Here is a 25341-nt window from a genome sequence, read left to right on the forward strand (position 1 = left end):
CCTATCGAACAATTCAATAAGATTGATGCAGTGATCCAAAATTATGATCAGAGCGGAGCCGGCTGTAGCCCGGCCCTTTCAGCGGATCAGCGCTTCACCTGAAACGTGTGCTCAATACCCGGAAACGTCCGCGCCTTGACTTCGTTGGCATAGGCCTCGAAAGCCGCCGACATCTGCGGTGCCAGTTCAACGAAATGCTTGACGAAACGCGGTTTGAAATCGCTGAAGATGCCGAGCATGTCGTCGGTGACGAGGATCTGGCCATCGCAGGCCGGCGATGCGCCGATGCCGATGGTCGGAGCCCGCAATGTTTCGGTAATCTCGCGTGCCAAGGGCTCGATGGTGCCTTCGACGACGATGGCAAACGCGCCGGCATCGTCGATGGCCTTGGCGTCGCGCCGGATCTTGGCTGCTTCCTTTTCGCTGCGGCCGAGCGAGCGATAACCGCCCATCGTATTGACCAGCTGCGGCATCAGGCCGACATGACCGAGCACCGGAATGCCACGCTGGGTGAGGAAATCAACTGTTTCCGCCATCTCCGCGCCGCCTTCGAGCTTCACGGCGCTGCAGCCGGTTTCCTTGAGGATGCGGGCAGCACTGTTGAACGCCTGCTCCTTCGATTCCTGATAGGAACCGAACGGCAGGTCGACAACGACGCAGGCCTTTTCAGATCCGCGCATGACGGCCTGGCCGTGGGCGATCATCATGTCGAGCGTCACGCCGACGGTCGAATCGAGACCGTAGAGCACCATGCCGAGGGAATCGCCAACCAGCATGAAATCCACATGCGGATCGAGCAGACGCGCAATCGGCGTCGTATAGGCCGTCAGGCTGACGATCGGCCGCTCACCCTTCAATGCCTCAATGCTGCCGGGGCTCAGGCGCCGCTTTACTGCCTGTACACTCATGCTCATGCCACCTTTGCAAATTTTGCGGTTTTTGGGCTGAAAACCCGGTTATCGAGCAGCTTCGTGCTCCCGAAGCGGATAAAAAGCAACAGAAGAACCGGCTTTTCGCCGATTTCCGTCAATTCGTGCAGCGTTTCCGGATCGCGCAACGCGACGACTTCCGCCTTTGCCAGGGGCTCGGACGCGATGAAATCGGTGACCGCCTTTTCAATGACGGCCACATCCGTCACGCCGCCGGCGATCAGCCGTTCGGCCTCATCGAGTGCCTTCGGTACGATTGCCGCGGCAGCCCGCTCGGCGGGTGTCAGGTAGACATTGCGCGACGAACAGGCGAGCCCGTCAGCTTCGCGCACCGTAGCCACACCGACCACCTCAACCGGCTGCGCCATATCCTCGACCATGCGGCGGATGATCTGCAGCTGCTGGAAATCCTTCTCGCCGAAATAGGCGCGATCCGGCTGGACGATGTTGAACAGCTTGGTGACGACCGTGGCGACACCGGCGAAATGACCGGGACGCACCGAGCCTTCCAGCTCGCTGCCAAGCGTCGGCACATCGACCACGGTTTCCATCGGCCGCGGATACATATCGAGGACGCCGGGTGCAAACAGGAAATCGGCACCGCCTTCGACCAGCATCGCCTGATCGCGGCCAAGATCGCGCGGATATTTGGTCAGGTCTTCATTGGCACCGAACTGCAAAGGATTGACGAACAGGCTGACGACGACGATGTCGTTTGCCGCGCGGGCGCGGGCGACCAGTTCCATATGGCCAACATGCAGATAACCCATGGTCGGAACGAGGCCGATGGTTTTTCCGGCGCGACGATGGCCGCTCAGGCGCGCGCGCAGATCGGTTATGGTGGTGATTGTTTCCATCTCGGGATCCTCCAATCCGCAAGCATGCCGCCTTGTTCACTGCGGCTGGCCTTGCCAGTTTTCGCTGCGAGCATCCGCACGAAACCCGGCGCGGTTTTCCTAACGTGTGCAGTGCAAAAAGACAATTCAAGAATTGAAGGCAAGAATTGTCAGGCGGAGAAACGGGCTCCGGGATGCCCGGAGCCCGATCCGGTTATTTGCCGCGCTTTTCGACCGTCTGTTCGATGGCACCGAAGATGGAATGGCCCGTACGATCGTTCATCTCGATGCGAACCACGTCACCGGCGGTCAGAGCGGAGGTGATGAAGCACGAACCGGTTGCGACAATGCTGCCCGCGATCAGTGACCGTTTTGCGGCCGCAGCAACCACGGCGACGGCATTGCCCTTCGCGCTGCCCTTGCCGCCGGCGATCGGCTCACCATTGCGGCGAACGAGCAGGGAGAGATCCGCCCCCTCGTCTAATTCGTCCGGCGTGACCGCAACCGGCGAAAATGATGACGCGGCGCCTGCTCCATCGGCCGAAACATCATTGGCCAGCAGAACGAGGAGGATGGCCTGCTTGGCTTCATCAGCCCCCGCCTGCACGTCCACGTCATCGACGATGACGGCGAGCTGTGCGGTCGCAGAGATATTGCTAGCCCCCTCCTTTACCGAGATCGGATCGCGCGGGCCGGTAAAACCACCGGAGCCGCCGGCCCAGAAAAATGCGCGCGGCAATGGCGAAGCGGCATCATGCTCGTGAAACCGCATGGTCGGCTGCGCACCGGTCTCAAGGCCGATGGCAACCCGTGCCAACCGGGGACCGGCATGGGCCCAGTCGTCGAGTGCGGCCTGAAGGGTGCGGGCAATATGGCCGACTTCCGAGCAGCGGGTCAGATCCTTGGAGACGACGACGAGTTTGCCGTCGCGGGTACTGTCTTTCAGAGTGGCCAGTTTCATCGCTTGCGTGTTCCTCGGGTTCTGGTTGACACCGGCAGTTCTTCGACCGCCTGCCCCCATAGGATACTATTTGACGGCAGGTGTCGCCCCGAATTTGTGGAGAAAACCCGTAAGTATTGATGCGCCCAAACCGGCCAATGCCTATTCAGCATGCCGTCGGCATATCGAACCTTTGCGGATGTGTTAGAGTGCCGGAGCAGTTTACAGGTGAGGTTTATTGACCTCCCGCATCATTACCGTACAATATTACACGTAAAAGTGATATTTAATATATTACACACCATTTATTCAGTGCTTGATAACGGGTTCTGACTACTTTGAAGACCTACCGGCAACGATGGTCGATTGCCGGTGCAGATACTGCCATCACCATAGAGCCAAATCGGAATGTCGAATGGGCACGGAAACGGCTGACGCAGGCACAAACGGCCCTATAGAGCGCGGCCGGTTGGAGGCCTTGTCGAACCTGTGGATCGCCGGGACCGCACCGGAGCCGCGGTTCGACACTATCGCACACCTCGCCGCCCAGCTTTTCGATGCACCGATGGCCTTCATCACACTGGTCGAAAAAGATATGCAGCGCTTCAAGGCAGCGCATGGGATCAATATCGCCGATATCCCCCGATCCATATCGATCTGCACCCACACGATAGAGAGCGGCCAGGTCCTCGTCATCGACGATATGCAGGCAGACCCTCGCTTTGCCGGTAACCCTCTGGTGACGGCCACGCCCTTCCTTCGCTTCTATGCCGGCGCACCCCTGACAACCGCCGAAGGCTTCCGCATCGGCGCGCTTTGCATTGCAGATACGGTGCCACGTCACGATTTCGGAGATCAGCAAAAGACGACGCTCGAACTTCTCGGCGCGCTAGTCATGGAACAGATGCGGCTGCGTCGCACGGAGATCATCCGCTCGACGGTGATGAACTTTTCCGGCGCGACGGAGCTGGCCTTCTTCGCAATCGATGCCGCCGGGCGGATAGAATTCGTCAATCGCGCAGCGCTGAATCTGTTCGGTTACCGGCAGGAAGAGATGATCGGCCAGCTGATCGACATCATCATTCCCGACCGGTTTCGCGGCGCCCATCATGCGGGCCTTGCACGGGTTCTGGCAGGGGGCACGACGAAACTGATCGGCAAGACGGTCGAGGTTGTTGCCCGCAAACGCGACCAGACCGAAGTGCCGATCGAAATTTCCCTGTCGCTGTGGAATGACGAACGCGGCGTCGGCATGGGGGCGGTAATCCGCGACATTACCGACCGGCGCGAGCGCGATGCCCGGCTGCTCAGAATGGCCAATCAGGACACACTGACGGGGCTCAGCAACCGGCACCGGTTTGAAAATCTGCTGCAGGAGGTGCTGTCGGAAAACCGGGCCGCAACCGTTGCCCTGCTCGATCTAGACGGCTTCAAGGATGTCAACGACAGTCTCGGCCATGTGGTCGGCGATGCCTTGCTCCAGGCTGTTGCCGTCCGCCTGCCATCTGTTCTTGCGGCCGATGTCACCGTGGCGCGCTTCGGCGGTGACGAATTCGCGATCCTGTTGCCCGGTGACAGGCCTGCCGATGAAGCGATGGGCACGATCGATGCGGTTCTGACGGCCTTCGAAGCACCGTTCGATGTTGGCGGCAACGTTTTCCAACTCGCGGCCACCATTGGCATCGCGCTTGCGCCACACCATGGCACCGATGCCGAAGAACTGCTGGCCAGCGCTGATTTCGCACTCTACCGGGCAAAGCAGGACGGTGGCGGTACCATGCTGATGTTCAAACCTGAGATGCGCAGCGATTCGCTCGCCCGGCGGGCAACCCAGGACGAACTGCTGCGCGCGCTAAAGAATAACGAGTTGGTCTTGTACTATCAGCCGCAGGTTTCGCTGGCAGACGGGCATATCCTGGGTGTGGAAGCGCTGATCCGCTGGCAGCATCCGCAGCACGGCCTGCTCTATCCCGCCAATTTCCTGCCGGCAGTGGAATCAAGCTCGCTCGCTTTGCCGGTCGGCTGGTGGGTTCTGCGCGAAGCCTGCCGTCAGGCGGCGGCATGGCGGGCAATCGGCCTGCCGCCGATCAAGGTCAGCGTCAATCTCTTCGCAGCCCAGTATCGTGCCGGAACCCTTGTTCAGCATGTCATAAGCGCGCTTGCGGAACACAACCTCCCGCCGTCCGCCCTTGGTCTTGAGGTCACGGAGACGATCGCACTTCTCAACGACGACAACGCTTTTGCAGCTGTACACCACCTGCGCGATCTCGGCGTCGGCATCGCCTTCGACGATTTCGGCACAGGCTTTGCTTCGCTGAGTTCGCTGCAACGGTTTCCTCTGACGACACTGAAGATCGACCGGTCATTCATCAGCGAGATGACGGAAAACCCACATGATGCGGCCATCACCAGGGCCATGTTGACGATGAGCAACGAACTTGGGCTGGAAACGATCGCCGAAGGCATCGAGACCGAGGAACAGGAGCTCAGCTTGCGGCGGCTGGGATGCAAGGCCGGTCAAGGATATCGCTATGGCAAGGCGCTTCCGCCAGAACAGACCGCCGTGCTCCTGGCCAGAGGTTTCGCGGGTCAAATCCCCATCAGGATGCATTGAAGCGCGGCCCGATCTTCCAGACCGGTTAGCCACGCTTCGGATTTAAAGCAGGCCGACTAGGAAATAGAACAGCGCGGAAATCAGCGCTGCGGCCGGAAGCGTGACGATCCAGGCAATCAAGATATTGCCCGCAAGACCCCAGCGCACCGCCGAGACACGCCGCGCCGCACCGACCCCTATGATAGCACCGGTAATCGTGTGGGTAGTCGAGACCGGAATCCCCAGCCATGTCGCGGCAAACAGGGTGATCGCTCCGCCGGTTTCCGCGCAAAAACCTTGCATCGGATTGAGCTTGGTGATCTTCGAGCCCATCGTGTGGACGATGCGCCAGCCACCGAACAGCGTGCCGAGCGCCATTGCCGACTGGCAGGTGATGACCACCCAGAACGGTACGTAGAACTTGTCGCCGAGATAGCCCTGGCTGAACAGCAGCACGGCAATAATGCCCATGGTCTTTTGCGCGTCGTTGCCGCCATGCCCAAGCGAATAGAGTGAGGCCGAAATGAACTGCAGGCCGCGAAAGCTGCGGTCGACGGCAAACGGCGTCCGGCGAAGGCAGACCCATGACACGATGAGAACCAGCAGCAGCGCCAGCATGAAACCGATCATCGGCGACATGAAGATGGCAGCCACGGTTTTGAGAAGGCCGGAGAGAACGATCGCATCGCCGCCGGTCTTGGCAAGGCCTGCCCCGACCAGTCCGCCGACCAGCGCATGCGACGAGCTCGATGGAATGCCGAAAATCCAGGTGACGATGTTCCAGATAATCGCCCCCATCAAGGCGGCAAAGATCACCTGTGGCGTGACGATGGACGGGTCGATGATGCCGGTTCCCAGCGTTTCGGCGACATGCAGACCGAAGAACAGGAAGGCGATGAAATTGAAGAACGCCGCCCACATGACGGCATATTGCGGCCGCAGAACCCGCGTCGAGACGATCGTGGCGATCGAATTGGCAGCATCGTGCAGTCCGTTGAGAAAATCGAAGAACAGCGCGACGCCGATCAGGGCGATGAGCAACGGCAGGGCGAGTGTCGCGTCCATCAGACGTTCTCGATCAGGATGCCGCTGATTTCATTGACGACGTCCTCGAAGCGATCGACCACCTTCTCGAGTTCGCCGTAGATTTCACTGCCAATGATGTAGGCCATCGGATTGGACGTGCCGTGACGGCGGAACAGGTCCTTGAGACCTTCGTCGTGCAGCTGGTCGGAGCGCTCTTCCAGCCGGTTGACCTCCTCTGCGATGGCGGTCAGGCGCGGCACGTTGGCGCCGATCCGGTCCAGCAGTGGGATCGCTTCCGCGACCAGCTTGGCGGAATCAGCGATCAAAACGCCCATTTCGCGCATGCGCGGGTCAAAGCTCGTCTGCTCGAACATGCGGATGGTCTTGACCGTCTTGTGCATCATGTCGATGGCGTCATCCATCGACTGGATCAGGTCCTTGATATCACCGCGATCGAACGGCGTGATGAAACTCAGGCGGACCGCCAGCATGACATCGCGCGTGATTGCATCGGCCTGGTCTTCAAGGGCCACGATCCGGTCGCAATGGGCATCAAGGTCGCCCTCGCCGGCAAGCAGTGCTTTCATAGCATCGGCTGCGCTGACGACGGTGCGCGAGTGCGCTTCGAAAAGCTCGAAGAACTTGTCTTCGCGCGGTAAGAGTTTGCGAAACCAACCCAGCATTGTTCAATTACCTATCTTCGCCATTGTCACGAAATTGTCATAAACTGGCAGCCGTCATAGAGAAGACAGGGGAACGAGGAAAGCTTTTAAGGCAAAAGCGGCGCGATTACCCACCGATTAGGACAAACCAACCATCCTCATCGGTGGTTTCGACGCCGAGTTCGCGGGCTTTTTCCAGTTTCGAGCCGGCACCGGGCCCTGCAACCAGAAGATCGGTCTTTTTCGACACCGAGCCCGCCACCTTGGCGCCTAGCCGCTCGGCCATGGCCTTGGCCTCGTCGCGCGTCATTTTTTCCAGCGATCCGGTGAAGACGACGGTCTTGCCGGCGACCGGGCTGGAGCTTGCAACCGGCGCTTCCGCATCCTGCGGCGTCACCTCGTCCAGGAGGCGCGACACCACATCCATGTTGCGCGGCTCCTTGAAAAATTCGACGATCGCGCGGGCGACGACATCCCCAATGCCATCGATCGTATTGAGGTCGCTCCAGGCTTCCGAGGTGATATCGCTTGCGGCTTTCATCGCGTCCGCAAACGCGACGTAGCTTCCATACGAGCGCGCCAAAAGCTTTGCCGTGGTTTCGCCGACATGGCGGATGCCGAGCGCATAGATCAGCCGGTGCAATGCCACCTGGCGCCGGTCGTTGATCGCGTCATAAAGCTTGCGCACGCTGACCTTGCCGAACCCGTCAATATTTTCGAGCTTGGTCAGCGCCGAGGCATTCTGCCGTTTCTCCAGCGTAAAGATGTCGGGCGCTGTCTTGATCGACAGCGCCGGATCGTCGGCCTCGAAGAAGAAATCGATCTGCTTGGAACCCAAGCCCTCGATGTCGAAGGCGTTGCGCGACACGAAGTGCTTGAGGTGCTCGACTGCCTGCGCGCGGCAGACGAAGCCGCCTGTGCAGCGCGTGACGGAATCAAGCTTGCCGGTCTTTTCGTTTCTCTCGCGCACGGCATGGCTGCCACAGACCGGACACACCTTCGGAAACTGATAGCGTTCAGCCGTCTCAGAGCGCTTCTCCATCACCACGTCGAGAACCTGCGGGATGACATCCCCTGCCCGCTGGACGATGACGGTATCGCCGATGCGGATATCGTGATCCTCCTCGCGGATGCGTTCACCGCCATTGCCGATGCCTTCGATGTAATCTGCATTGTGCAGCGTCGCATTGGTGACGACGACACCGCCAACCGTCACCGGCGTCAACCGCGCCACCGGCGTCAGGGCACCGGTACGGCCCACCTGAATGTCGATATTCTCGACGGTGGTGAACGCCTGCTCGGCCGGAAACTTATGCGCCGTCGCCCAGCGCGGCGAGCGCGAGCGAAAACCCAGGCGCTGCTGCAGGTCCAACCGGTCGACCTTATAGACGACGCCATCGATATCGTAGTCGAGATCGGGGCGTTTCAAGCCGATGCCGTTATAGTGTTCAAGGATAGCCTCGATCGACGACAGGCGCTGCGTCAGCGGATTAACAGGAAAGCCCCAGCGCTTGAACACCGCGACCATCCCGGACTGGGTATCGGCCGGCATCTCGGAAATCTCACCCCAGGCATAGGCGAAGAATTTCAGCTTGCGGCTGGCAGTGACCGTTGGATCGAGCTGACGCAGCGATCCGGCCGCCGTGTTGCGCGGATTGACGTAGGTCTGCTTGCCCTCGGCCACCATCTGCTCGTTGAGCGCCAAAAAGTCGCTCTTGCCCATGTAGACCTCGCCGCGAACCTCGACGATCGCAGGCGCATCGGCTGGCAGCGTCTGCGGGATTTCCTTGATGGTGCGGATATTGGCGGTGACGTTTTCGCCGGTCGTGCCGTCGCCGCGCGTCGCGGCGCTGACGAGCCTGCCATTTTCGTAGCGCAGAGACATCGACAGGCCGTCGATTTTCGGCTCGGCGGTAAACGCAATCGAATTATCCGGCAAAAGGCCAAGAAAGCGATAAACGCTGCCGATAAAGTCCTGCACGTCCGCGTCGGAAAACACATTGTCGAGCGACAGCATCGGCCGGGCATGGGTGATCTGCTGGAAAATGCCAGATGGTGCAGCACCAACCTTACGTGACGGGCTATCGGAACGGACCAGCTCCGGAAAGCGCGCCTCGATCTCCTCGTTGCGCCGCTTTAGCGCATCGTAGTCCGCGTCGGAAATCTCCGGGGCATCCTTGCCGTGATAAAGCCCATCGTGATGGGCCAATTCGCCAGCCAGCCGTTCCAGCTCGATAACCGCATCTTCAAGCGTCAAATCTTCAACGGCAATGGATAAGGTCGACATGCTGGGACTCCTGATTTGAGAGTCGTTTTAGAGAATTTTCGCAGAATGGGAAGATGTTGAAAACCACCTCTCCCTGAGGGGGAGGTCGCGCGGACCGCGCGGGTGGGGTGTTCGTTAGGTGATCACAAAGGATCACCCACCCCGGCACTACGTGCCGACCCTCCCCCTCAAGGGGAGGGTAAATTTACACGTTGCCGGCCAGCAAACGCGCTGCGGCCGCCCTCGCCTCGTCGGTCACCGAGGCACCGGCCAGCATGCGGGCGATTTCTTCGGTGCGGGCTTTGTCGTCCATGCGGGCGACGCGGGTAGAGATCGTTTCGGACTTTTCCGCCGAAGGCCCCTTGGAAATCAACAGATGCGTTGCGGCTCGAGCCGCCACCTGCGGTGCGTGGGTGACGGACAGAACCTGAACGGTTTTCGACAGCCGCTTCAGCCGCTGGCCGATGGCATCGGCAACAGCGCCGCCGACACCGGTGTCGATTTCGTCGAAAACCAGCGTCGGGGCCGAGCCGCGATCGGCAAGCGCCACCTTCAGAGCCAAAAGAAAGCGCGACAGCTCACCGCCGGATGCAACCTTCATGATCGGCCCGGGCCGGGTGCCCGGATTGGTCTGGACGTGGAATTCGATCACGTCGATGCCCTCGGCAGCAGCGGCGTTCTGATCGGACGTCACTTCCACCATGAACCGGGCGCGCTCGAGCTTCAGCGCCGGAAGCTCAGCCATCACAGCCTCGGAAAGAGCCGTTGCCGTATTGTGGCGTTTGGCCGAGAGGGCAACGGCCGCCGCGTCAAAAGCGCCCTTGGTCAGGCCAAGCTGCGTTTGCAGCTGTTTCAGCTTTTCCTCGCCCGCATCGAGATCGGCAAGATCGGAAATCATCCGGACGGCAAGCGCTGGCAGCGTCGTCACCGGCACGGAATATTTTCGGGCGGCCGCGCGCAGCGCAAACAGCCGCTCCTCGACACGCTCCAACTCCTTCGGATCGTATTCGGTTTTCCGCAGCGCCGCCTCGACCGCCATCTGGGCGTCGGAAAGCTGGTTGAGCGCAGCGTCGAGCAGCTCGACAGTTTCTTCAAGAAGGCCCGGCGCTTCATGGCTCTTGCGCTCAAGCCTGCGCACCATGGAGGCGATCAGAGGCACAGGTGAGCCATTGCCGTTGAGAAACTCGCTGGCTTCATTGATATCGACGGCGATACGCTCGGCCTTCATCATCCGCGAGCGGCGCTCGGCCAGATCGTCCTCCTCGCCATCCTGTGGTGACAGGGCTTCCAGTTCCTCGACGGAAGAGCGCAGATAATCGGCCTCGCGGGCAGCGGCTTCCACCTTGTCACGGTGCTTCTTCAGCGTCCGCTCGGCATCCTTCCAGATGCGGTAGAGGCCGGAGACGGCCTGCGCCTCTTCGGCAAGACCGCCGAAGGCATCAAGAAGCGTGCGATGGGCGTGGGTATCGACAAGGGCGCGGTCGTCGTGCTGGCCGTGGATTTCGACCAACAACTGGCCTGCCTGGCGCATCAGCTGCACGGAGACCGGCTGGTCGTTGACATAGGCCTTGGTGCGGCCGTCGGCAGATTGCACCCGGCGGAAGATCAGGTCGCCATCATCGTCAATGCCGTTTTCGCGGACGAAAAGCCGGGCCGGATGGCTCATGCCGACATCGAAGACCGCCGTCACCTGCCCCTTGTCGCCGCCATGGCGAACCAGCGAACCGTCGCCCCGGCCGCCGAGCGCCAGCGACAGGCTGTCGAGGAGAATGGATTTTCCAGCGCCGGTCTCCCCCGTGAGCACGGACAGGCCAGCATCGAAGGAAAGATCAAGCCGTTCGATCAGGACGATATCGCGGATCGAAATCTGTGAGAGCATCCCGGTTCAAATCTCTTCGCTGTCTATCCCGGTCCTAGGCGCCCAAAAGCTTCTTGCCTGCGCGCGAAATCCACGAGTTACCGTTTTCACGCGGCTCAAGACCACCACTCTGCAGCAGCTTGTAGCTATCGGAATACCACTGGCTGTCAGGATAGTTGTGGCCGAGAACGGCGGCTGCCGTCTGTGCCTCGGTGGTGATGCCCATGGCGAAATAGGTTTCGACCAGACGCGCCAGTGCTTCCTCGACCTGATTGGTATTCGGGTAGGATTCGACCACCGAGCGGAAACGCGTGATCGCGGCCAGGTATTCCTTGCGCTCGAGATAATAGCGGCCGACCTGCATTTCCTTGCCAGCCAGCTGGTCCTTGGCATAGCGCATCTTGGCTTGCGCATCCTCGACATATTCCGAATCGGGATATTTGGTAATGACCGCCTGCATCGCCTCGATGGTCTTGAAGGCCGGCTTCTGATCCTGTGTCACCGCCGGAATCTGTTTGGAATAGGCAAGACCGACAATGTACTGCGCGTAGGCTGCATCTTCGGATTCGGGATAGAGGTTCAGGTAGCGGCTCGCCCCGTTGATGGCGTCCTGATACTGGCCGTTGCGGTAATTGATGAACGAGCGCATGACCAGCGCCTTGCGGGCATATTCCGAGAACGGATGCTGCTGGTCGATGGCGTCGAACTTGCGTGCAGCCTCCGTGGTCTTGCCGGCATTCAGGTTGGCAAGGCCCTGATTGTAGAGCACTTCCGGCGGATCCGTTTCGGCGGCCAGCTTGGTGATATCGATGTCGGGATCGTTCTGGCAAGCGGTGATCAGTACACTGCCTGCGGAAGCCGCAAGCGCGATGACAACAACACGTGCCATCTTTTTCAATTCAAACTGGCCTGCAATTACCATTCGTAAATCCCAACTCCCGCGCCGGTAAGAATACCGCCGCCTATGAACCGCGTTTTAGATCAAGATGCAACAAGACCGCAATGTCATGATCATTGATTAACGCAATTTTGTGGCAGTCTTATCATGAAAAAGCCGGTCAAAAGACCGGCTCTTATCAAACGTCAGACCAGATTTCCCTTTCAGGAACAAATAGCTGCATATTACGGTGCGCTGACCGCAATCACTTCGCGCGGCGCCGAACGCTGACGCTGCGGAGCATTTTCCACGATTTCGTAGGCGGTCGGATCGCTCATCAGCGCCTTCAGCGCATTGGCATTCATCTTATGACCACCGCGATAGGAACGGTAGCAGCCGATGAACGGCGCACCGGCCAGAGCCAGGTCACCCACGGCGTCCAGCGTCTTGTGGCGAACGAACTCGTCCTTGTAGCGAAGGCCTTCCACGTTGATGACCGTGTTGTCATCGGCAATGACGACCGAATTTTCCAGCGACGAACCGAGGCCGCGACCGGCGGCCCACATACGCTCGACATCGCGCATGAAACCGAAGGTGCGCGCCCGCGACAATTCCGTCTTGAAGACCGAAGGGGTGATGTCACCCTTCCAGGCCTGGCGGCCGATCAGCGGGCTATCGAAATCGATCTCCACTTCAAAGCGCATGCCGTCATAAGGCGTGAACTCCGACCAGGACGCGCCTGATTCGATACGGACAGGCTTGAGGATGCGGATATAGCGGCGCTTGACCGAAAGCGCCTTGATGCCGGTCTGCTCGATAGCCTCGATGAACGGAGCCGAGCTGCCATCCATGATCGGCATTTCAGCGCCCTGCACTTCGATCAGAAGATTGTCGAGGCCGAGTGCGTAGATCGCCGCCATCACATGCTCGATCGTGGCGATCGAGGTGGCAGGCGAAAAACCGAGGATGGTGCACAGATCAGTGTTGCCGACCTGCGAGGAAACCGCCTTGAATTCGCTGATCGTCTGTTCACCGACAACACGCTGGAAAACGATGCCGCTGTCTGCTTCCGCCGGATGAAACGTGATTGCTACTTCAGCGCCAGAATGTACGCCGGTGCCGCTCAGGGTAACAGAGTGTGCAATCGTTGTCTGAAACCCTAGCAGTCCAATTCCCAGTCCCATGCTTATCGCCTTCAAATGCTATGTGGCGTTACCGCCGAATGTCTCGATGGGACCAGAGCCGCGCGTTTTCCAAGGCCGCAAGGCACACAATCGGAAAGCGACGCTTTGCTGTCACCATCCGGTCCAATATGCCAACTTTCGCGTTTAGAATCGCAACGTTGCCCCATCAGTCCTGATTGTGAAGATAATTGCACCGGGCCGTCATTCCAAATCACTGTTTCTTTCGCTTTGTTACGCGACGCACACACGGTGCTTAGATATTGGAAGAATTCACTAATTCATAAAAAATGCCCGGGCGCAAACCCGGGCATTTCGGCAAGGAGGAAGGTGGGTTAAAAAATCAGTTCGACTGGCGGCGCAGGAAAGCCGGGATTTCGAGCTGATCGTCTTCATGTGCACGCGGCTGCGAGGCAGCGCGGGCACGGTCATCGAGAGGGGCAGCCCGGCGCGGCGCATAAACGCTCGCTTCAGGCGACAGCGGACGGCGCTGCTGCGAGGCCGCTGCCGGTGCACCGGCGGTCATGTCAGACGCGACATCATGCGTTTCTTCTTCACGGCGTGCGAGCGAATTGGTGATTCGCTTGAGCAGGCCCATCGGGCCGCGCTCTTCATGCTGAACCGGCTGTGCACGATGCTCGGCTTCGGCCTTCACCATCGGCGGGAAGTCCTCGACGCGCGGCATGCGGACCTGTTCGGCCTGCTGACGGATCACCGGAGCGATCGGCTCGTGGCGAACCGGAGCCTGGGCAACCGGCTGCTGGTAGACCGGTGTTTCGACCGCCCGCTGAACCGGAGCCGCCTGCAGAACAGGCTGCTGTTCGACCGGTGCGGCGCCTGCGAAAAGCTTGCTCTGCGGACGGAAATCGTCCTGAGCCTGCTGAACCGGAGCGGTTGCACCGCCGCGCGGCATCGACAGGAACAATTCGCGTTCCAGTTCGGCTGCACGGATAGCTTCGGCAATCGAATCGCTGGTCTGCTGAACCGGCTGGGCGGCCTGCTGCTGAACGACAGGCTGCTGGGCAACCGGAGCCGGCTGCTGAACGGCAACAGTCTGCTGGACCGCCGGCCCCGGGATGGCGATGGACGGACGGATGATCGGCTTGGCGGCTACCGGACGAAAGTCGGAAGAACGACCGGCCACCTCCGCGGCCGTCCGATCGATACCCGTTGCCACGACCGAAACGCGGATGAGGCCTTCGAGTTCTTCGTCGAATGTTGCGCCGAGGATGATGTTGGCGTCCGGATCCACTTCCTCGCGGATGCGGGTGGCTGCTTCGTCAACTTCGAACAGGGTCAGGTCACGGCCGCCGGTGATCGAGATCAACAGGCCCTGAGCGCCCTTCATCGAGGTTTCGTCGAGCAGCGGGTTGGCGATCGCAGCTTCGGCAGCGGCCATTGCGCGGCCTTCGCCGGATGCTTCGCCGGTACCCATCATGGCGCGGCCCATTTCGCGCATCACGGAACGAACGTCCGCGAAGTCGAGGTTGATCAGGCCTTCCTTGACCATCAGGTCGGTGATGCAGGCAACACCCGAGTACAGAACCTGGTCGGCCATTGCGAATGCGTCGGCGAACGTGGTGCGGTCATTGGCGATCCGGAACAGGTTCTGGTTCGGAATGACGATCAGGGTATCGACGGACTTCTGCAGTTCCTGAATGCCCATGTCGGCGAGACGCATGCGGCGCTGGCCTTCGAACTGGAACGGCTTGGTAACGACGCCGACCGTCAGGATGCCCTTGTTACGGGCAGCCTGGGCAACGACCGGAGCAGCACCGGTACCGGTACCACCACCCATGCCGGCGGTGACGAAGCACATGTGCGTGCCGTTCAGGTGATCGATGATCTCATCGATGCACTCTTCAGCAGCCGCACGGCCGACTTCAGGCTGCGAGCCGGCGCCGAGGCCTTCGGTCACGGCAACACCCATCTGGATGATGCGCGTAGCTTTGGTCATGGTCAGCGCCTGGGCATCGGTGTTGGCAACGACGAAATCGACGCCCTCGAGGCCTGCGGTGATCATGTTGTTGACAGCATTGCCGCCGCCGCCGCCGACACCGAAGACGGTGATGCGGGGCTTCAGCTCGGTGATATCCGGCTTTTGCAAGTTGATCGTCATTGTACCCGTTCCTTCCTGGTTTCTGGCCGCCTTGCCGAGCCGGCCAAATCACTAAATCCCGTATTGCATCCCTCAAGCATCAAGCTGAAGGGCTCAAAAACTTTCCTTCAGCCATTGCCCCATGCGGGCGATACGGCTGTTGTTTCCTGCAAGCGACGAGAGCAGACCGCCCTGCGCCGCATGTGTTTCCATGTCCGCGACCTGTGGATAGATCATCAGACCGACGGCCGTCGAAAAGGCCGGGCCCTTGGCTGCCGCCGGCAGTCCGGAGACGCCGAGCGGACGGCCGATGCGGACGTTGCGGGCGAGAATCCGGCGCGCTGATTCCGGCAGACCGGTCAGCTGTGCCGCACCACCCGTCAGAACGACACGCTTGCCGACGATCGGCGAAAAGCCGGACCGCTGAATGCGGTCGCGAATGAGTTCGAGTGTTTCCTCGATGCGCGCCCGCACGATACGCGAGACAAGAGCCCGCGGCACGTGTGTCGGCTGATCGCGGTCGTCCTCGCCGATCGGCGGAACGGACACGATATCGCGCTCGTCGGCGCTATTCGGCAATGCCGAACCATGAACGACCTTCAGGCGCTCGGCGTCCTCGATGCGGGTGGACAGGCCACGTGCAAGGTCTGTGGTAACGTGGTGACCACCAAGGCTGATCGCATCAGCATGAACCAGCTTGCCCTCGGCAAACACCGAGATCGTCGTGGTGCCGCCGCCCATGTCGATGGCAGCACAGCCAAGTTCGACTTCGTCATCGACCAGCGCAGCAAGACCGCTTGCATAAGGTGTCGCGACAATGCCTTCGACCGACAGATGCGCACGGTTGATGCAGAGCTCGAGGTTCTTCAGCGCAGCGCGTTCCGCCGTCAGTACGTGCATATCGACACCGAGCGAATCGCCGAACATGGCGAGCGGATCGCGGATACCGCGCTCACCATCGAGCGAAAACCCGGTTGGCAGCGAATGCAGGATAACGCGGTCCTGGCGCAGCGACTGTTGGCCAGCAGCTGAGAGAACCTTCTTCAAGTCGGCAGCATCGACTTCCTGGCCACCCAGATCGATCGAAGCTGTGTAGATATCGCTCTGCAGACGGCCGGCGGAAATATTGACGATCAGGCTGTCGATGGTCAGCCCGGCCATGCGCTCGGCGGCGTCGACAGCAAGACGGACGACACTTTCGGCAGCATCCAGATCGGCGATGACGCCGTTCTTCATGCCGCGCGACTTGTGATGACCGATCCCGATGATCTCGATCGAATGGGTGCGCCCCGGCAGGATCTGGCTTTCGGCCTTCGGCGTCAGCCGGCCGATCATGCAGACCACCTTGGTCGAACCGATATCGAGCACAGAAACGACATGCGACCGCTTGGAAGAAAGCGGCTTCAGACGCGGCAGCCCAAAACTCGAGGAGCCGAAAATGCTCATGTACGGCCTTCCTTTTCCTGCTTCTTCAACATCTTCGTGCGGGCTTCCAGAACAGTCTGGCGGCGGGCAGCGGCTTCCGGGGTCAATTGGATCGTGGTGCGATCCTCTAGCCTCAGATCAACCGCAGCGATGTCACGTTCGAGCAACTGCTGCCCCTCGTCCATCGTCGACAGCACCTGCATGGCGCGGTCGAGATCATGCTCGGGCAGCTTGATGTTGATGCCGTTGTCCAGGATCAGATCCCAGCGGCGGCCGGCAACGCGCACATAGGCTTTGACGCGTTTGCTGATTTCCGGCCACTGTTCAAATCGCGCGTAGAACGCAGCAGCGGTGGTCTCGGCATCGCGGCCGACAAACAGCGGCAGCTCGGAGAATTTGTTGTCACGCAGCGGCGCAATCACACTGCCGCTTGCCTCGATCAGCGACAGGTCGGAACCGTGCTGCCAGATACCGAACGCCTTGCGCTCCTTGAGATTGACCTCGATCGTGCCCGGATAGATCTTGCGCACGGCAACATCCTCGACCCAGGGCATCTCGCTGATCAACTTGCGCGCCGCGCCGATATCGAGGGCGACCAGGGAGGTTGCACCATCAAGGCCGAGCTGCTGCAGAATGTCGATTTCCGAGGTCTGGTCGTTGCCGGATACCTTGACGTCCTCGATGGCAAAACCGACGGCCGTCGTGGTTGTCTGGGCGAAATCCTGGCTGTGACCACCGAGCGACATGCCGTAGAAACCGGTCGCAGCAAAAAGTGCCGCGACGGAGACAGTGCCGGTATATGGCATGAAATGGATGCGGCCCGTCCCGAGACTGACGAGGAAACGCACGACGCGGCGAAGCGGCCGTGGCAAAACGCGCTGACCATCAAGATCAGCCGCCTCCAGCGGAGCCCGTCCTCTTCCTGCTTTCCTGCCCTTCAACGCAAACACGACGCGTCCTCCACGATCCACTTGAGGAATTCACCAAACGTATGACCAGCATGAACGGCCATTTCAGGCACCAGAGAGGTGGGAGTCATGCCGGGCTGGGTATTGACTTCCAGCCAGATGAGCTCTCCCTCGGCAGAGAAACGGTCGTCAAAGCGGAAGTCGGAGCGGCTTACGCCGCGGCATCCAATCGCCTGATGCGCCATGACTGAGAGTGTTTGTATTTTTTGGTAAATATTTGGTAAAAGATCGGCCGGGATGACGTGTTTTGAGCCACCTTTCACATACTTTGAATCGTAATCGTAGAAGGCGTGTCCCTGCGGTATCACTTCGGTGACACCGAGAGCCGTATCGCCCATGACGCCGCAGGTGAACTCGCGGCCGTACACATAGCGCTCGACCATCACCTGGTCACCGTAGCGCCACTCGTTCGACGTGACGATCTGCGGCGGATGCGATTGATCCTCCTTGACCATCACCACACCAAAGCTGGAGCCTTCGCGAACAGGCTTGACCACGTAAGGAGGCTTCATCGGATGATCGGAGCCAAAATCATGGCGATCCATGACGCGCGCCTCGGCAACGGGGATGCCGGCAGCGCTGGCAACAAGCTTTGCCTGCGCCTTGTCCATGGCCAGCGCCGAAGCAAGGACGCCGGAATGGGTATAAGGGATCTGAAGATATTCGAGGATGCCCTGGATCGTGCCGTCCTCGCCAAACGGGCCATGCAGGGCATTGAAGGCAACATCTGGACGCAGGTCAGCAAGAACGGATGCGACATTACGGTCAACGTCAATTCGGGTAACGCGGTAGCCCTCGGCCTCCAGCGCATCGGCGCACGCAGTCCCCGAAGACAGGCTGACAGGCCGCTCCGAAGAAAATCCGCCCAACAGGACAGCTACATGCTTACCACTCATAAAAACCCCCGACATTACGCCAGCCTTACAAATCGCTGCTTGCGCCTGGCTTGTTGATGCAGACGAGTCGCATCTTTCAGGCACAGCTCCACTAGAGCGGCATTATAGTTAATGAACCGTTTACTTTGGTTAACCCTATCCAAGACATGGGTAAAATATTTCGCACCGACTCATCTCAGCACTTCGATTCATCGCTTAGAATCAGAGTGTTAATCGCGGCGCAAGAGAAAAGGCCGACGGCGGGACTGATAAAACGGAAAGGCCCCGCAGCGTTTTGCGCGGGGCCTTTCGTAAGCGAAGCAAGGCAGATGATAGAGTCTTAGTCGTCTTCGCCGACCACCTTCCAGATGACTGCGCCGATCACTGCACCGACGATCGGAGCGAGCCAGAACAGCCACAGTTGCTGCAACGCCCAACCGCCAACGAACAATGCCTGCCCCGTCGAGCGGGCCGGATTGACCGAGGTGTTGGTGACCGGGATGGAGATCAGGTGGATCAGGGTCAGGGTAAGACCGATAGCAATCGGCGCAAAGCCGACCGGTACGCGGCCATGGGTGGCTCCCAGAATGATGAAGATGAAGAAGCCGGTCAAAAGTACCTCGATGACCAAGGCTGAGGTCAGCGAATAGCCGCCCGGCGAATGCTCGCCGTAACCATTGGCAGCAAAACCGCCGAGCTGGAAGTCAGCCTTGCCGCTGGCAACCAGATAAAGGGCTGCGGCCGCGACGATGCCGCCCGCCACCTGGGCAATGATATAGCCGGGGAGCGAAGAGGCCGGAAATTTACCGGCAACCGTCAAGCCAACGGACACCGCCGGATTGAAGTGACCGCCCGAAATGCCGCCGACCGCATAGGCCATGGTCAAAACGGTGAGACCAAAGGCAAACGAAACACCGAGCAGGCCGATACCGACTTCCGGAAAGGCCGCCGCCAGCACGGCACTGCCGCAGCCGCCGAACACAAGCCAGAATGTTCCTAAAAATTCCGCAGAAAGCTTCTTGAACATGGTTTCCCCTTCAAACGGAGCAAATGCCCCAAAAGTGCCTGATACGCTTCGTCAGCGCCTCCATCAGACCCCCTGAAGGAAACGCATGCGCATCCCAGCCTGTTTGCCGCACCCGGTGGCCGGGTACACAACCCAAGATTTGCCACAATTCGATTCTGGTCAAGGATTGTGCAGGCAAGCAGCCCTCTAAGGTGGCATTTTTGATCACTCTGGCGAAATGAACGGCGATGCGGCTGCGGCTTGACGTTATTTTTATGATCGCCACGCCCGGAATACTTGCCGATTGTTGCGTTTGGAGGGTTTTATTGCCGCTTCGCCTGCGTTAAAGCCGGGCAGCTGCCTCCTAAGACGGCAATCACATTTCCAATACGGACACATGACAATGAGCGACATACTCTCCACGTCGCCGGCGGCAGTGCCGTTGAACAAGGGCCCGCTCAATTCGCCGGCCCGCGTTCTTCTGGCAAGCCTGGTCGGCACGACTATCGAATTCTTCGACTTCTACGTTTACGCCACCGCCGCCGTGCTGGTGTTCCCGGCCCTGTTCTTCCCGAACACCGATCCGACCACGGCACTGCTGGCGTCGTTCGCGACCTTCTCGATCGCCTTTTTCGCACGCCCGCTCGGCGCCGTCGTGTTCGGCCATTTCGGCGACCGTGTCGGCCGCAAGACCACACTTGTTGCGGCTCTTCTGACCATGGGCGTCTCGACTGTCATCATCGGCATGCTGCCGACCTATGAGCAGATCGGCGTGATCGCGCCGCTTCTGCTGGCGCTGTGCCGCTTCGGTCAGGGCTTTGGTCTTGGTGGCGAATGGGGCGGTGCCGTCCTGCTCGCCACGGAGAACGCACCGGAAGGCAAGCGCAGCTGGTATGGCATGTTCCCGCAGCTCGGCGCTCCTGTCGGCCTGTTCCTGTCGTCTGGCGCCTTCTGGCTGCTGCTGCACCTGATGACCCAGGAGCAGTTGCTCAGCTGGGGCTGGCGCATCCCGTTCATTGCCTCGATTATCCTGATTGCCGTCGGCCTGTGGGTACGCTTGTCAATCACCGAGACACCGGCGTTCCAGAAAGCCATCGACGAGCACAAGCGCGTTGATGTGCCTGTTGTGGAACTGTTCCGCAACCACAAGCGCAGCCTCTTCCTCGGCACCTTCGTAGCGCTGGCGACCTTCGTGCTGTTCTACATCGGCTCGGCCTATCTGCTCTCCTACAACGTCAAGGTCCTGAAGATCCCGTTCCTCGACGCTTTGGAAATCCAGATCGTCGGCTCGGTCTTGTTCGGTATCTTCATTCCGATCGCTGGCAAACTGGCCGAACGCTTCGGCCGCCGCGAGGTATTGATTGCAACGACTGTCCTGATCGGCATCTTCTCGTTCTTCCTGAACGTCTTGATGACATCGGGCGAAGGCGCCATCTTCGTCTTTGCAATCATCGCAATGGCCTTGATGGGCCTGACCTACGGCCTGATCGGAACGGCGCTTGCAGCCCCCTTCCCGACCAACGTGCGCTACACCGGCTCGTCGATCACCTTCAACCTCGCCGGCATTTTCGGAGCTTCGCTTGCTCCCTACGCCGCGACCTGGCTGCAGGTGAACTACGGCATGGCCTATGTTGGCTACTATCTCGGCGCAGCGGCCGTGATCACGCTGATCTGCATCCTGCTTTCCGGCAAGGACGAAGTCTGAGCGTCAGCAAAAGCATCAAACACCAAAAAGCCGCCGCAGATCACTCTGCGGCGGCTTTTTCATTAATCGATAGCATCACAGCAAAGAGACGATGGCGATTAGTGGCCGGAAACGGTGGCTGTCTGCTTCATTGCAATACGGTTTCTGACAGTTTCCGGCGTCATATCGTACCCCGTCGCGCGCTTGCCCGACCAATTGATACCAACGAAAAGGCCATCCCTTTCCAGTCCCGGAAGCCAACGGTCCACGAATTCAGACAACGCAAGCCGAGAGGTTTTAAAGCCACGATATGCGGAAACATTGTCTATAACCTTCTGAGCCCGGCTATCGGAAGACCAGAACGGCATTGCCGTCTCACCAAGCGGACTTGTCGAGGTCGGGAAACCATCGTCGTCCCGTATGGACCAGACCGTGCCATGCGCGACGATTTCGTCAAAGAATCTCGCTGTGTGTGCAGCTGTTACGCTCATAGCCTCATCACAGTGTTGTCAAAAAATATTCACAACTGAAGAAATCTCAGATCATGCAGCGATTGCTGCATGATCATGCTCTTCCATCATGGAACGATCGTTCAGGCCGTCAGTTCGCCCAAAAACTCCTTGACCTCGTAGCCGGGCATGAACGTGCCGACGCGCTTGATTTCCCATTCGAGCGAAACGCCCGAGGTTTCAAAGACGCGCTGGCGCACGGTCTCGCCGAGGTATTCGAGTTCGTAGCCGCTCGCCTGACCGGTATTGATCATGAAATTGCAGTGCAACGGCGACATCTGGGCGCCGCCGATCATCATGCCACGGCACCCGGCCTCATCGATCAGCTTCCAGGCGGAATGACCGTCCGGGTTCTTGAAGGTCGAGCCGCCGGTCTTTTCGCGGATCGGCTGAACGGTCTCGCGATGCTGACGCACCGCGTCCATGTCGGCACGAATCTTCGCCTTGTCTTCGAGATAGCCTTCGAAAACCGCATGGGTGAAGATCAGGTCCTTCGGCGCCGCTGAATGACGGTAGCTGTAGCCCATATCGGCGTTGGAAAGCACGTGGCCGTTGCCCTTGCGATCAACCGCATGCACCTCGACGACCCGCTCGCGGGTCTCGCCGCCGTTGGCACCGGCGTTCATGCGCAACGCGCCGCCGATCGTGCCGGGAATGCCGTAATAGAAGGCAAAACCGCCGATGCCGTGATCGAGCGTCATTGCCGCAAGGTTCTTGTCCGGGCAGATCGCTCCGGCTTTGACGCGCGTCTCGGAAACCAGTTCGACATCGCCAAACCCCTTGGCCGATAGCCGGATGACGACGCCCGGAATACCGCCATCGCGAACCAGAAGGTTGGAGCCGACACCGGCAACCATGACCGGCACTTCAGCGGGCAGCATCTTCAGGAAAGCGATGAGATCATCGGCGTCATGCGGCTGGAACATCAGTTCGGCAAGACCACCGGCCCGAAACCATGTGACGCGATCCATCGGCGCATCCGGCGTCAGACGTCCGCGCAATTCCTTGACGCCGTCCCCCAGAGAGGCCAGCAACTTTTCTCCGTGTACCTGTTTCATGCGGAATTTCCTGAAATGCCTGCGAGTTCCTTCGGAAGTGCGGCAGCCCAGTAGGTGATGCTGCCAGCCCCCAAGAGAACCACAAAGTCACCGGGTTGTGCAATGGCCGATACAATCGGAGCGATTGATTCCGGACCATCGATGAACCGCGCGTCGCGGTGACCACCGGCCTTGATGCGGGAAACGAGTTCCTGCGAATTGATGCCCTCGATCGGCTCTTCGCCAGCCGAATAGACCGGCGCCAGAAGGATCGTGTCGGCCTCGTTGAAGCAGGCGGAAAAATCCTCGAACAGGCTGTGCAACCGCGAGAACCGGTGCGGCTGATGCACGGCGATGACGCGGCCCTGGCAGGCCTCACGCGCCGCCTTCAGCACGGCCTTGATCTCGACCGGGTGATGGCCATAGTCGTCGTAGACGCGGACATTGTTCCATTCACCGGTAAACGTGAAGCGGCGCTTGACGCCGGCAAAGGCGGCCAGCCCCTTGGCGATATCCTCTGGCGAAATGCCGAGGCGCTGGGCAACGGCAATCGCTGCCGTCGCATTTGAAACGTTGTGACGGCCCGGCATCGGCAGGCGCAGATCCTTCAGTTGGATCACCTTGCCTGTGCGGCGGCGGCGGATTTCCACATCGAACACCGAGACGATGCCGTCCATGCGGATGTTGGAAAAGCGCACGTCGGCCTGCGGGTTTTCGCCGTAAGTGATGACCTTGCGGTCCTCGATCTTCGACACCATCGTCTGAACTTCGGGATGATCGAGGCACATCACGGCGAAGCCATAGAACGGCACGTTCTCGACAAACTGGCGGAAGGCTTCCCGCACGGCATCGAAATTGCCGTAGTGATCGAGATGTTCGGGGTCGATATTGGTGACGACAGCGACATCGGCCGGAAGCTTCAGGAAGGTACCGTCGGATTCGTCAGCCTCGACCACCATCCACTCGCCCTCGCCCATGCGGGCATTGGTGCCGTATGCGTTGATGATGCCGCCATTGATCACGGTCGGATCGAGACCGCCGGCTTCCAGCAGCGTCGCGACCATCGACGTCGTCGTCGTCTTTCCGTGCGTACCACCGATGGCGATGGCATTGCGGAAGCGCATGAGTTCGGCGAGCATTTCGGCACGGCGCACGACAGGCAGCAGCTTTTCACGCGCGGCAATCAGTTCCGGGTTGCTCTTCTTGATGGCGGTCGAAACCACAACGACTTCGGCCTCGCCGATATTCTCGGGCTTGTGGCCGACAAAGACCTCGATGCCCTTGTCACGCAGGCGCTGGACATTGGCACTGTCGGACTGGTCGGAGCCCTGAACCTTGTGGCCGAGATTGTGCAGCACTTCGGCGATACCGCTCATGCCGATACCACCGATACCGATGAAATGGACCAGGCCGATTGTCTGCGGCATTTTCATGAGCGTGTTTCCTTGAACTGTGCAATCGTCGAACCGCTGGCAATAGCTTCAACCATGGCGGCAAGCAAGCGCGCCGCATCGGGTTTGCCCGCCTGTTTGGCATTTGCCGCCATCGTGGCAAGCTTCTCGGGGTTGGTCATCGCACCGGTCAGAATCTTGCTGAGTTTTTCCGGCGAAAGTTCGGCCTGGACGATCACCTTGGCGCCACCGGTCGCAGCCAGGGATGCCGCATTGGCCGCCTGATCATGGTCGAGCGCATAGGGGTAAGGCACCAGGATCGCCGGGCGGCCGATCACGGCGATCTCCGAAACTGTCGAAGCACCCGAACGGCAGATGACCAGATGCGCCTTGGCAAGGCGGTCAGCCATGTCGGTGAAGAAGGGGGCGATATCCGCATTCATCTCCAGCTTGGCGACACAGCCCTGGACCATCGGCATGTCTTCGGCACGGGCCTGTTGCGTGATCTTCAGCCGCCGCCGCAAATTATCGTCGAGCAGACTGATCGCAGTTGGCACAGTCTTGGAAAAATATTGTGCACCCTGGCTGCCACCGAACACGACAAGACGAAACTCCTCGCCTTCGCCGGGTGGCTGATAGGGAACCTTTGCCGCCTCCAGAACCGCCGGACGCACCGGGTTGCCGGTCGTCACCGTTTTTGCTGCATAGGGTCCATCGGTTTCAGGCAGAAACCCACCGGCAATCGCCCTGACACGGTTAGCCAAGGCTTTGTTGGCGCGGCCCATGACGGCATTCTGCTCGTGGATCATCGACGGGATGCCCATGCCGGTGGCAGCCAGCAACGGTGGGATTGTCGGATAGCCGCCGAAGCCGACGACGACCTTCGGCCGCACCTTCGCCATCAGGCGGCGGGCAATGCGCATACCGGACCAGAGTGTCCATAGCGATGACGCGATCTTCAGCGGGTTCTTCGATCCGATCGTCGCCGATGGTACGACATGGATTTCATCGGCCGGAAATTTGCCCGCAAACCGTTCGGCGCGGCTGTCTGTCACCAGATGAATGGAATAGCCGAGCGCCTTCAATTCGTGCGCCAGCGCTTCCGCCGGAAACAGATGGCCGCCGGTACCACCGGCGGCAAGCATGATAATGCCTTTGGTCATGTTCAGTCCTTATTCCA

General features: G+C 59.9%; 20 protein-coding genes. 2 read left to right on the forward strand and 18 right to left on the reverse strand.

Annotated features, from left to right (window positions below; genetic code table 11):
* Positions 1–86: 86 nt before the first annotated feature.
* The 3 genes from panB to ACQY8Q_RS25475 all read right to left on the reverse strand — a co-directional run bounded on the left by panB (position 87) and on the right by ACQY8Q_RS25475 (position 2726).
* The gene (gene panB, locus ACQY8Q_RS25465; protein ID WP_428429261.1) at positions 87–908 is read right to left on the reverse strand and encodes a 3-methyl-2-oxobutanoate hydroxymethyltransferase; all 822 of its coding nucleotides are present in this window, start codon (positions 906–908) and stop codon (positions 87–89) included.
* 2 nt (positions 909–910) lie between these two features.
* Complete coding sequence (gene panC / locus ACQY8Q_RS25470; RefSeq protein ID WP_428429263.1) at positions 911–1786, reverse strand: pantoate--beta-alanine ligase; 876 nt, start codon at positions 1784–1786, stop codon at positions 911–913.
* A 193-nt stretch (positions 1787–1979) separates the two neighbouring features.
* Entirely contained in the window at positions 1980–2726 is a 747-nt protein-coding gene (locus tag ACQY8Q_RS25475) for a fumarylacetoacetate hydrolase family protein (RefSeq protein WP_428429265.1), read from the reverse strand.
* A gap of 394 nt (positions 2727–3120) precedes the next feature.
* Here ACQY8Q_RS25475 and ACQY8Q_RS25480 point away from each other — a divergent pair, with 394 nt between their 5' ends.
* Complete coding sequence (locus ACQY8Q_RS25480; protein ID WP_428429267.1) at positions 3121–5319, forward strand: putative bifunctional diguanylate cyclase/phosphodiesterase; 2199 nt, start codon at positions 3121–3123, stop codon at positions 5317–5319.
* 42 nt (positions 5320–5361) lie between these two features.
* Here the strand turns inward: ACQY8Q_RS25480 and ACQY8Q_RS25485 are convergent, their stop codons facing one another.
* From ACQY8Q_RS25485 to aqpZ, 11 genes are all read right to left on the reverse strand, one after another.
* Positions 5362–6363, reverse strand: coding sequence for an inorganic phosphate transporter (locus ACQY8Q_RS25485; protein ID WP_113315528.1), 1002 nt, complete (start codon positions 6361–6363; stop codon positions 5362–5364).
* The gene (locus ACQY8Q_RS25490; RefSeq protein WP_428429269.1) at positions 6363–7007 is read right to left on the reverse strand and encodes a DUF47 family protein; all 645 of its coding nucleotides are present in this window, start codon (positions 7005–7007) and stop codon (positions 6363–6365) included. Before ACQY8Q_RS25490 ends, ACQY8Q_RS25485 begins: the two co-directional genes overlap by 1 nt.
* Positions 7008–7113: 106 nt before the next feature.
* Complete coding sequence (ligA, locus tag ACQY8Q_RS25495) at positions 7114–9273, reverse strand: NAD-dependent DNA ligase LigA (protein WP_428429270.1); 2160 nt, start codon at positions 9271–9273, stop codon at positions 7114–7116.
* A gap of 184 nt (positions 9274–9457) precedes the next feature.
* Positions 9458–11131: a DNA repair protein RecN gene (recN, locus tag ACQY8Q_RS25500; protein ID WP_428429271.1), complete on the reverse strand. Its 1674-nt coding sequence runs from the start codon at positions 11129–11131 to the stop codon at positions 9458–9460.
* Positions 11132–11165: 34 nt separating this feature from the next.
* The gene (locus ACQY8Q_RS25505) at positions 11166–11999 is read right to left on the reverse strand and encodes an outer membrane protein assembly factor BamD (protein WP_428429272.1); all 834 of its coding nucleotides are present in this window, start codon (positions 11997–11999) and stop codon (positions 11166–11168) included.
* Between the two features lie 233 nt (positions 12000–12232).
* Complete coding sequence (lpxC, locus tag ACQY8Q_RS25510) at positions 12233–13165, reverse strand: UDP-3-O-acyl-N-acetylglucosamine deacetylase (RefSeq protein WP_428429872.1); 933 nt, start codon at positions 13163–13165, stop codon at positions 12233–12235.
* Between the two features lie 346 nt (positions 13166–13511).
* Positions 13512–15287 (reverse strand): cell division protein FtsZ, encoded by a 1776-nt coding sequence (gene ftsZ / locus ACQY8Q_RS25515; RefSeq protein WP_428429273.1) that lies wholly within the window; start codon positions 15285–15287, stop codon positions 13512–13514.
* A 93-nt stretch (positions 15288–15380) separates the two neighbouring features.
* Positions 15381–16712 (reverse strand): cell division protein FtsA, encoded by a 1332-nt coding sequence (gene ftsA / locus ACQY8Q_RS25520; RefSeq protein WP_428429274.1) that lies wholly within the window; start codon positions 16710–16712, stop codon positions 15381–15383.
* Complete coding sequence (locus tag ACQY8Q_RS25525; protein WP_428429275.1) at positions 16709–17641, reverse strand: cell division protein FtsQ/DivIB; 933 nt, start codon at positions 17639–17641, stop codon at positions 16709–16711. The genes ftsA and ACQY8Q_RS25525 overlap by 4 nt, the downstream gene beginning before the upstream one ends.
* Positions 17629–18555, reverse strand: a complete 927-nt coding sequence (locus ACQY8Q_RS25530; RefSeq protein WP_428429873.1) for a D-alanine--D-alanine ligase — start codon at positions 18553–18555, stop codon at positions 17629–17631. Before ACQY8Q_RS25530 ends, ACQY8Q_RS25525 begins: the two co-directional genes overlap by 13 nt.
* Before the next feature lie 319 nt (positions 18556–18874).
* A complete protein-coding gene (aqpZ, locus tag ACQY8Q_RS25535; RefSeq protein WP_428429276.1) occupies positions 18875–19561 on the reverse strand; it encodes an aquaporin Z in 687 nt (228 codons plus the stop codon).
* A gap of 382 nt (positions 19562–19943) precedes the next feature.
* On the opposite strand from aqpZ, the gene ACQY8Q_RS25540 reads away from it, so the two are divergent.
* Entirely contained in the window at positions 19944–21245 is a 1302-nt protein-coding gene (locus tag ACQY8Q_RS25540; RefSeq protein ID WP_428429277.1) for an MFS transporter, read from the forward strand.
* Between the two features lie 98 nt (positions 21246–21343).
* Here the strand turns inward: ACQY8Q_RS25540 and ACQY8Q_RS25545 are convergent, their stop codons facing one another.
* The 4 genes from ACQY8Q_RS25545 to murG form a co-directional block, all read right to left on the reverse strand.
* Positions 21344–21715, reverse strand: a complete 372-nt coding sequence (locus tag ACQY8Q_RS25545; protein WP_428429278.1) for a DUF2750 domain-containing protein — start codon at positions 21713–21715, stop codon at positions 21344–21346.
* Positions 21716–21816: 101 nt separating this feature from the next.
* Complete coding sequence (gene murB / locus ACQY8Q_RS25550; RefSeq protein ID WP_428429279.1) at positions 21817–22791, reverse strand: UDP-N-acetylmuramate dehydrogenase; 975 nt, start codon at positions 22789–22791, stop codon at positions 21817–21819.
* Positions 22788–24203, reverse strand: coding sequence for a UDP-N-acetylmuramate--L-alanine ligase (gene murC / locus ACQY8Q_RS25555; RefSeq protein WP_428429280.1), 1416 nt, complete (start codon positions 24201–24203; stop codon positions 22788–22790). Before murC ends, murB begins: the two co-directional genes overlap by 4 nt.
* Positions 24200–25324 (reverse strand): undecaprenyldiphospho-muramoylpentapeptide beta-N-acetylglucosaminyltransferase, encoded by a 1125-nt coding sequence (gene murG / locus ACQY8Q_RS25560; protein ID WP_428429282.1) that lies wholly within the window; start codon positions 25322–25324, stop codon positions 24200–24202. The genes murC and murG overlap by 4 nt, the downstream gene beginning before the upstream one ends.
* Between the last annotated feature and the right edge of the window lie 17 nt (positions 25325–25341).

Origin of the sequence: Pararhizobium sp. (genome assembly GCF_965279435.1) — a bacterium.
Lineage (GTDB): Bacteria > Pseudomonadota > Alphaproteobacteria > Rhizobiales > Rhizobiaceae > Pararhizobium.

Bases quoted from the DNA above. Each gene is read 5' to 3' on its own strand.
- panB (WP_428429261.1), bottom strand. From the start codon at position 908: ATGAGTGTACAGGCAGTAAAGCGGCGCCTGAGCCCCGGCAGCATTGAG.
- ftsA (WP_428429274.1), bottom strand. From the start codon at position 16,712: ATGAGCATTTTCGGCTCCTCGAGTTTTGGGCTGCCGCGTCTGAAGCCG.
- ftsZ (WP_428429273.1), bottom strand. From the start codon at position 15,287: ATGACGATCAACTTGCAAAAGCCGGATATCACCGAGCTGAAGCCCCGC.
- ACQY8Q_RS25530 (WP_428429873.1), bottom strand. From the start codon at position 18,555: ATGAGTGGTAAGCATGTAGCTGTCCTGTTGGGCGGATTTTCTTCGGAG.
- panC (WP_428429263.1), bottom strand. From the start codon at position 1,786: ATGGAAACAATCACCACCATAACCGATCTGCGCGCGCGCCTGAGCGGC.
- ACQY8Q_RS25485 (WP_113315528.1), bottom strand. From the start codon at position 6,363: ATGGACGCGACACTCGCCCTGCCGTTGCTCATCGCCCTGATCGGCGTC.
- ligA (WP_428429270.1), bottom strand. From the start codon at position 9,273: ATGTCGACCTTATCCATTGCCGTTGAAGATTTGACGCTTGAAGATGCG.
- ACQY8Q_RS25475 (WP_428429265.1), bottom strand. From the start codon at position 2,726: ATGAAACTGGCCACTCTGAAAGACAGTACCCGCGACGGCAAACTCGTC.
- murB (WP_428429279.1), bottom strand. From the start codon at position 22,791: ATGAAACAGGTACACGGAGAAAAGTTGCTGGCCTCTCTGGGGGACGGC.
- ACQY8Q_RS25505 (WP_428429272.1), bottom strand. From the start codon at position 11,999: ATGGCACGTGTTGTTGTCATCGCGCTTGCGGCTTCCGCAGGCAGTGTA.
- aqpZ (WP_428429276.1), bottom strand. From the start codon at position 19,561: ATGTTCAAGAAGCTTTCTGCGGAATTTTTAGGAACATTCTGGCTTGTG.
- ACQY8Q_RS25480 (WP_428429267.1), top strand. From the start codon at position 3,121: ATGGGCACGGAAACGGCTGACGCAGGCACAAACGGCCCTATAGAGCGC.
- murC (WP_428429280.1), bottom strand. From the start codon at position 24,203: ATGAAAATGCCGCAGACAATCGGCCTGGTCCATTTCATCGGTATCGGT.
- ACQY8Q_RS25540 (WP_428429277.1), top strand. From the start codon at position 19,944: ATGAGCGACATACTCTCCACGTCGCCGGCGGCAGTGCCGTTGAACAAG.
- murG (WP_428429282.1), bottom strand. From the start codon at position 25,324: ATGACCAAAGGCATTATCATGCTTGCCGCCGGTGGTACCGGCGGCCAT.
- ACQY8Q_RS25490 (WP_428429269.1), bottom strand. From the start codon at position 7,007: ATGCTGGGTTGGTTTCGCAAACTCTTACCGCGCGAAGACAAGTTCTTC.
- ACQY8Q_RS25545 (WP_428429278.1), bottom strand. From the start codon at position 21,715: ATGAGCGTAACAGCTGCACACACAGCGAGATTCTTTGACGAAATCGTC.
- recN (WP_428429271.1), bottom strand. From the start codon at position 11,131: ATGCTCTCACAGATTTCGATCCGCGATATCGTCCTGATCGAACGGCTT.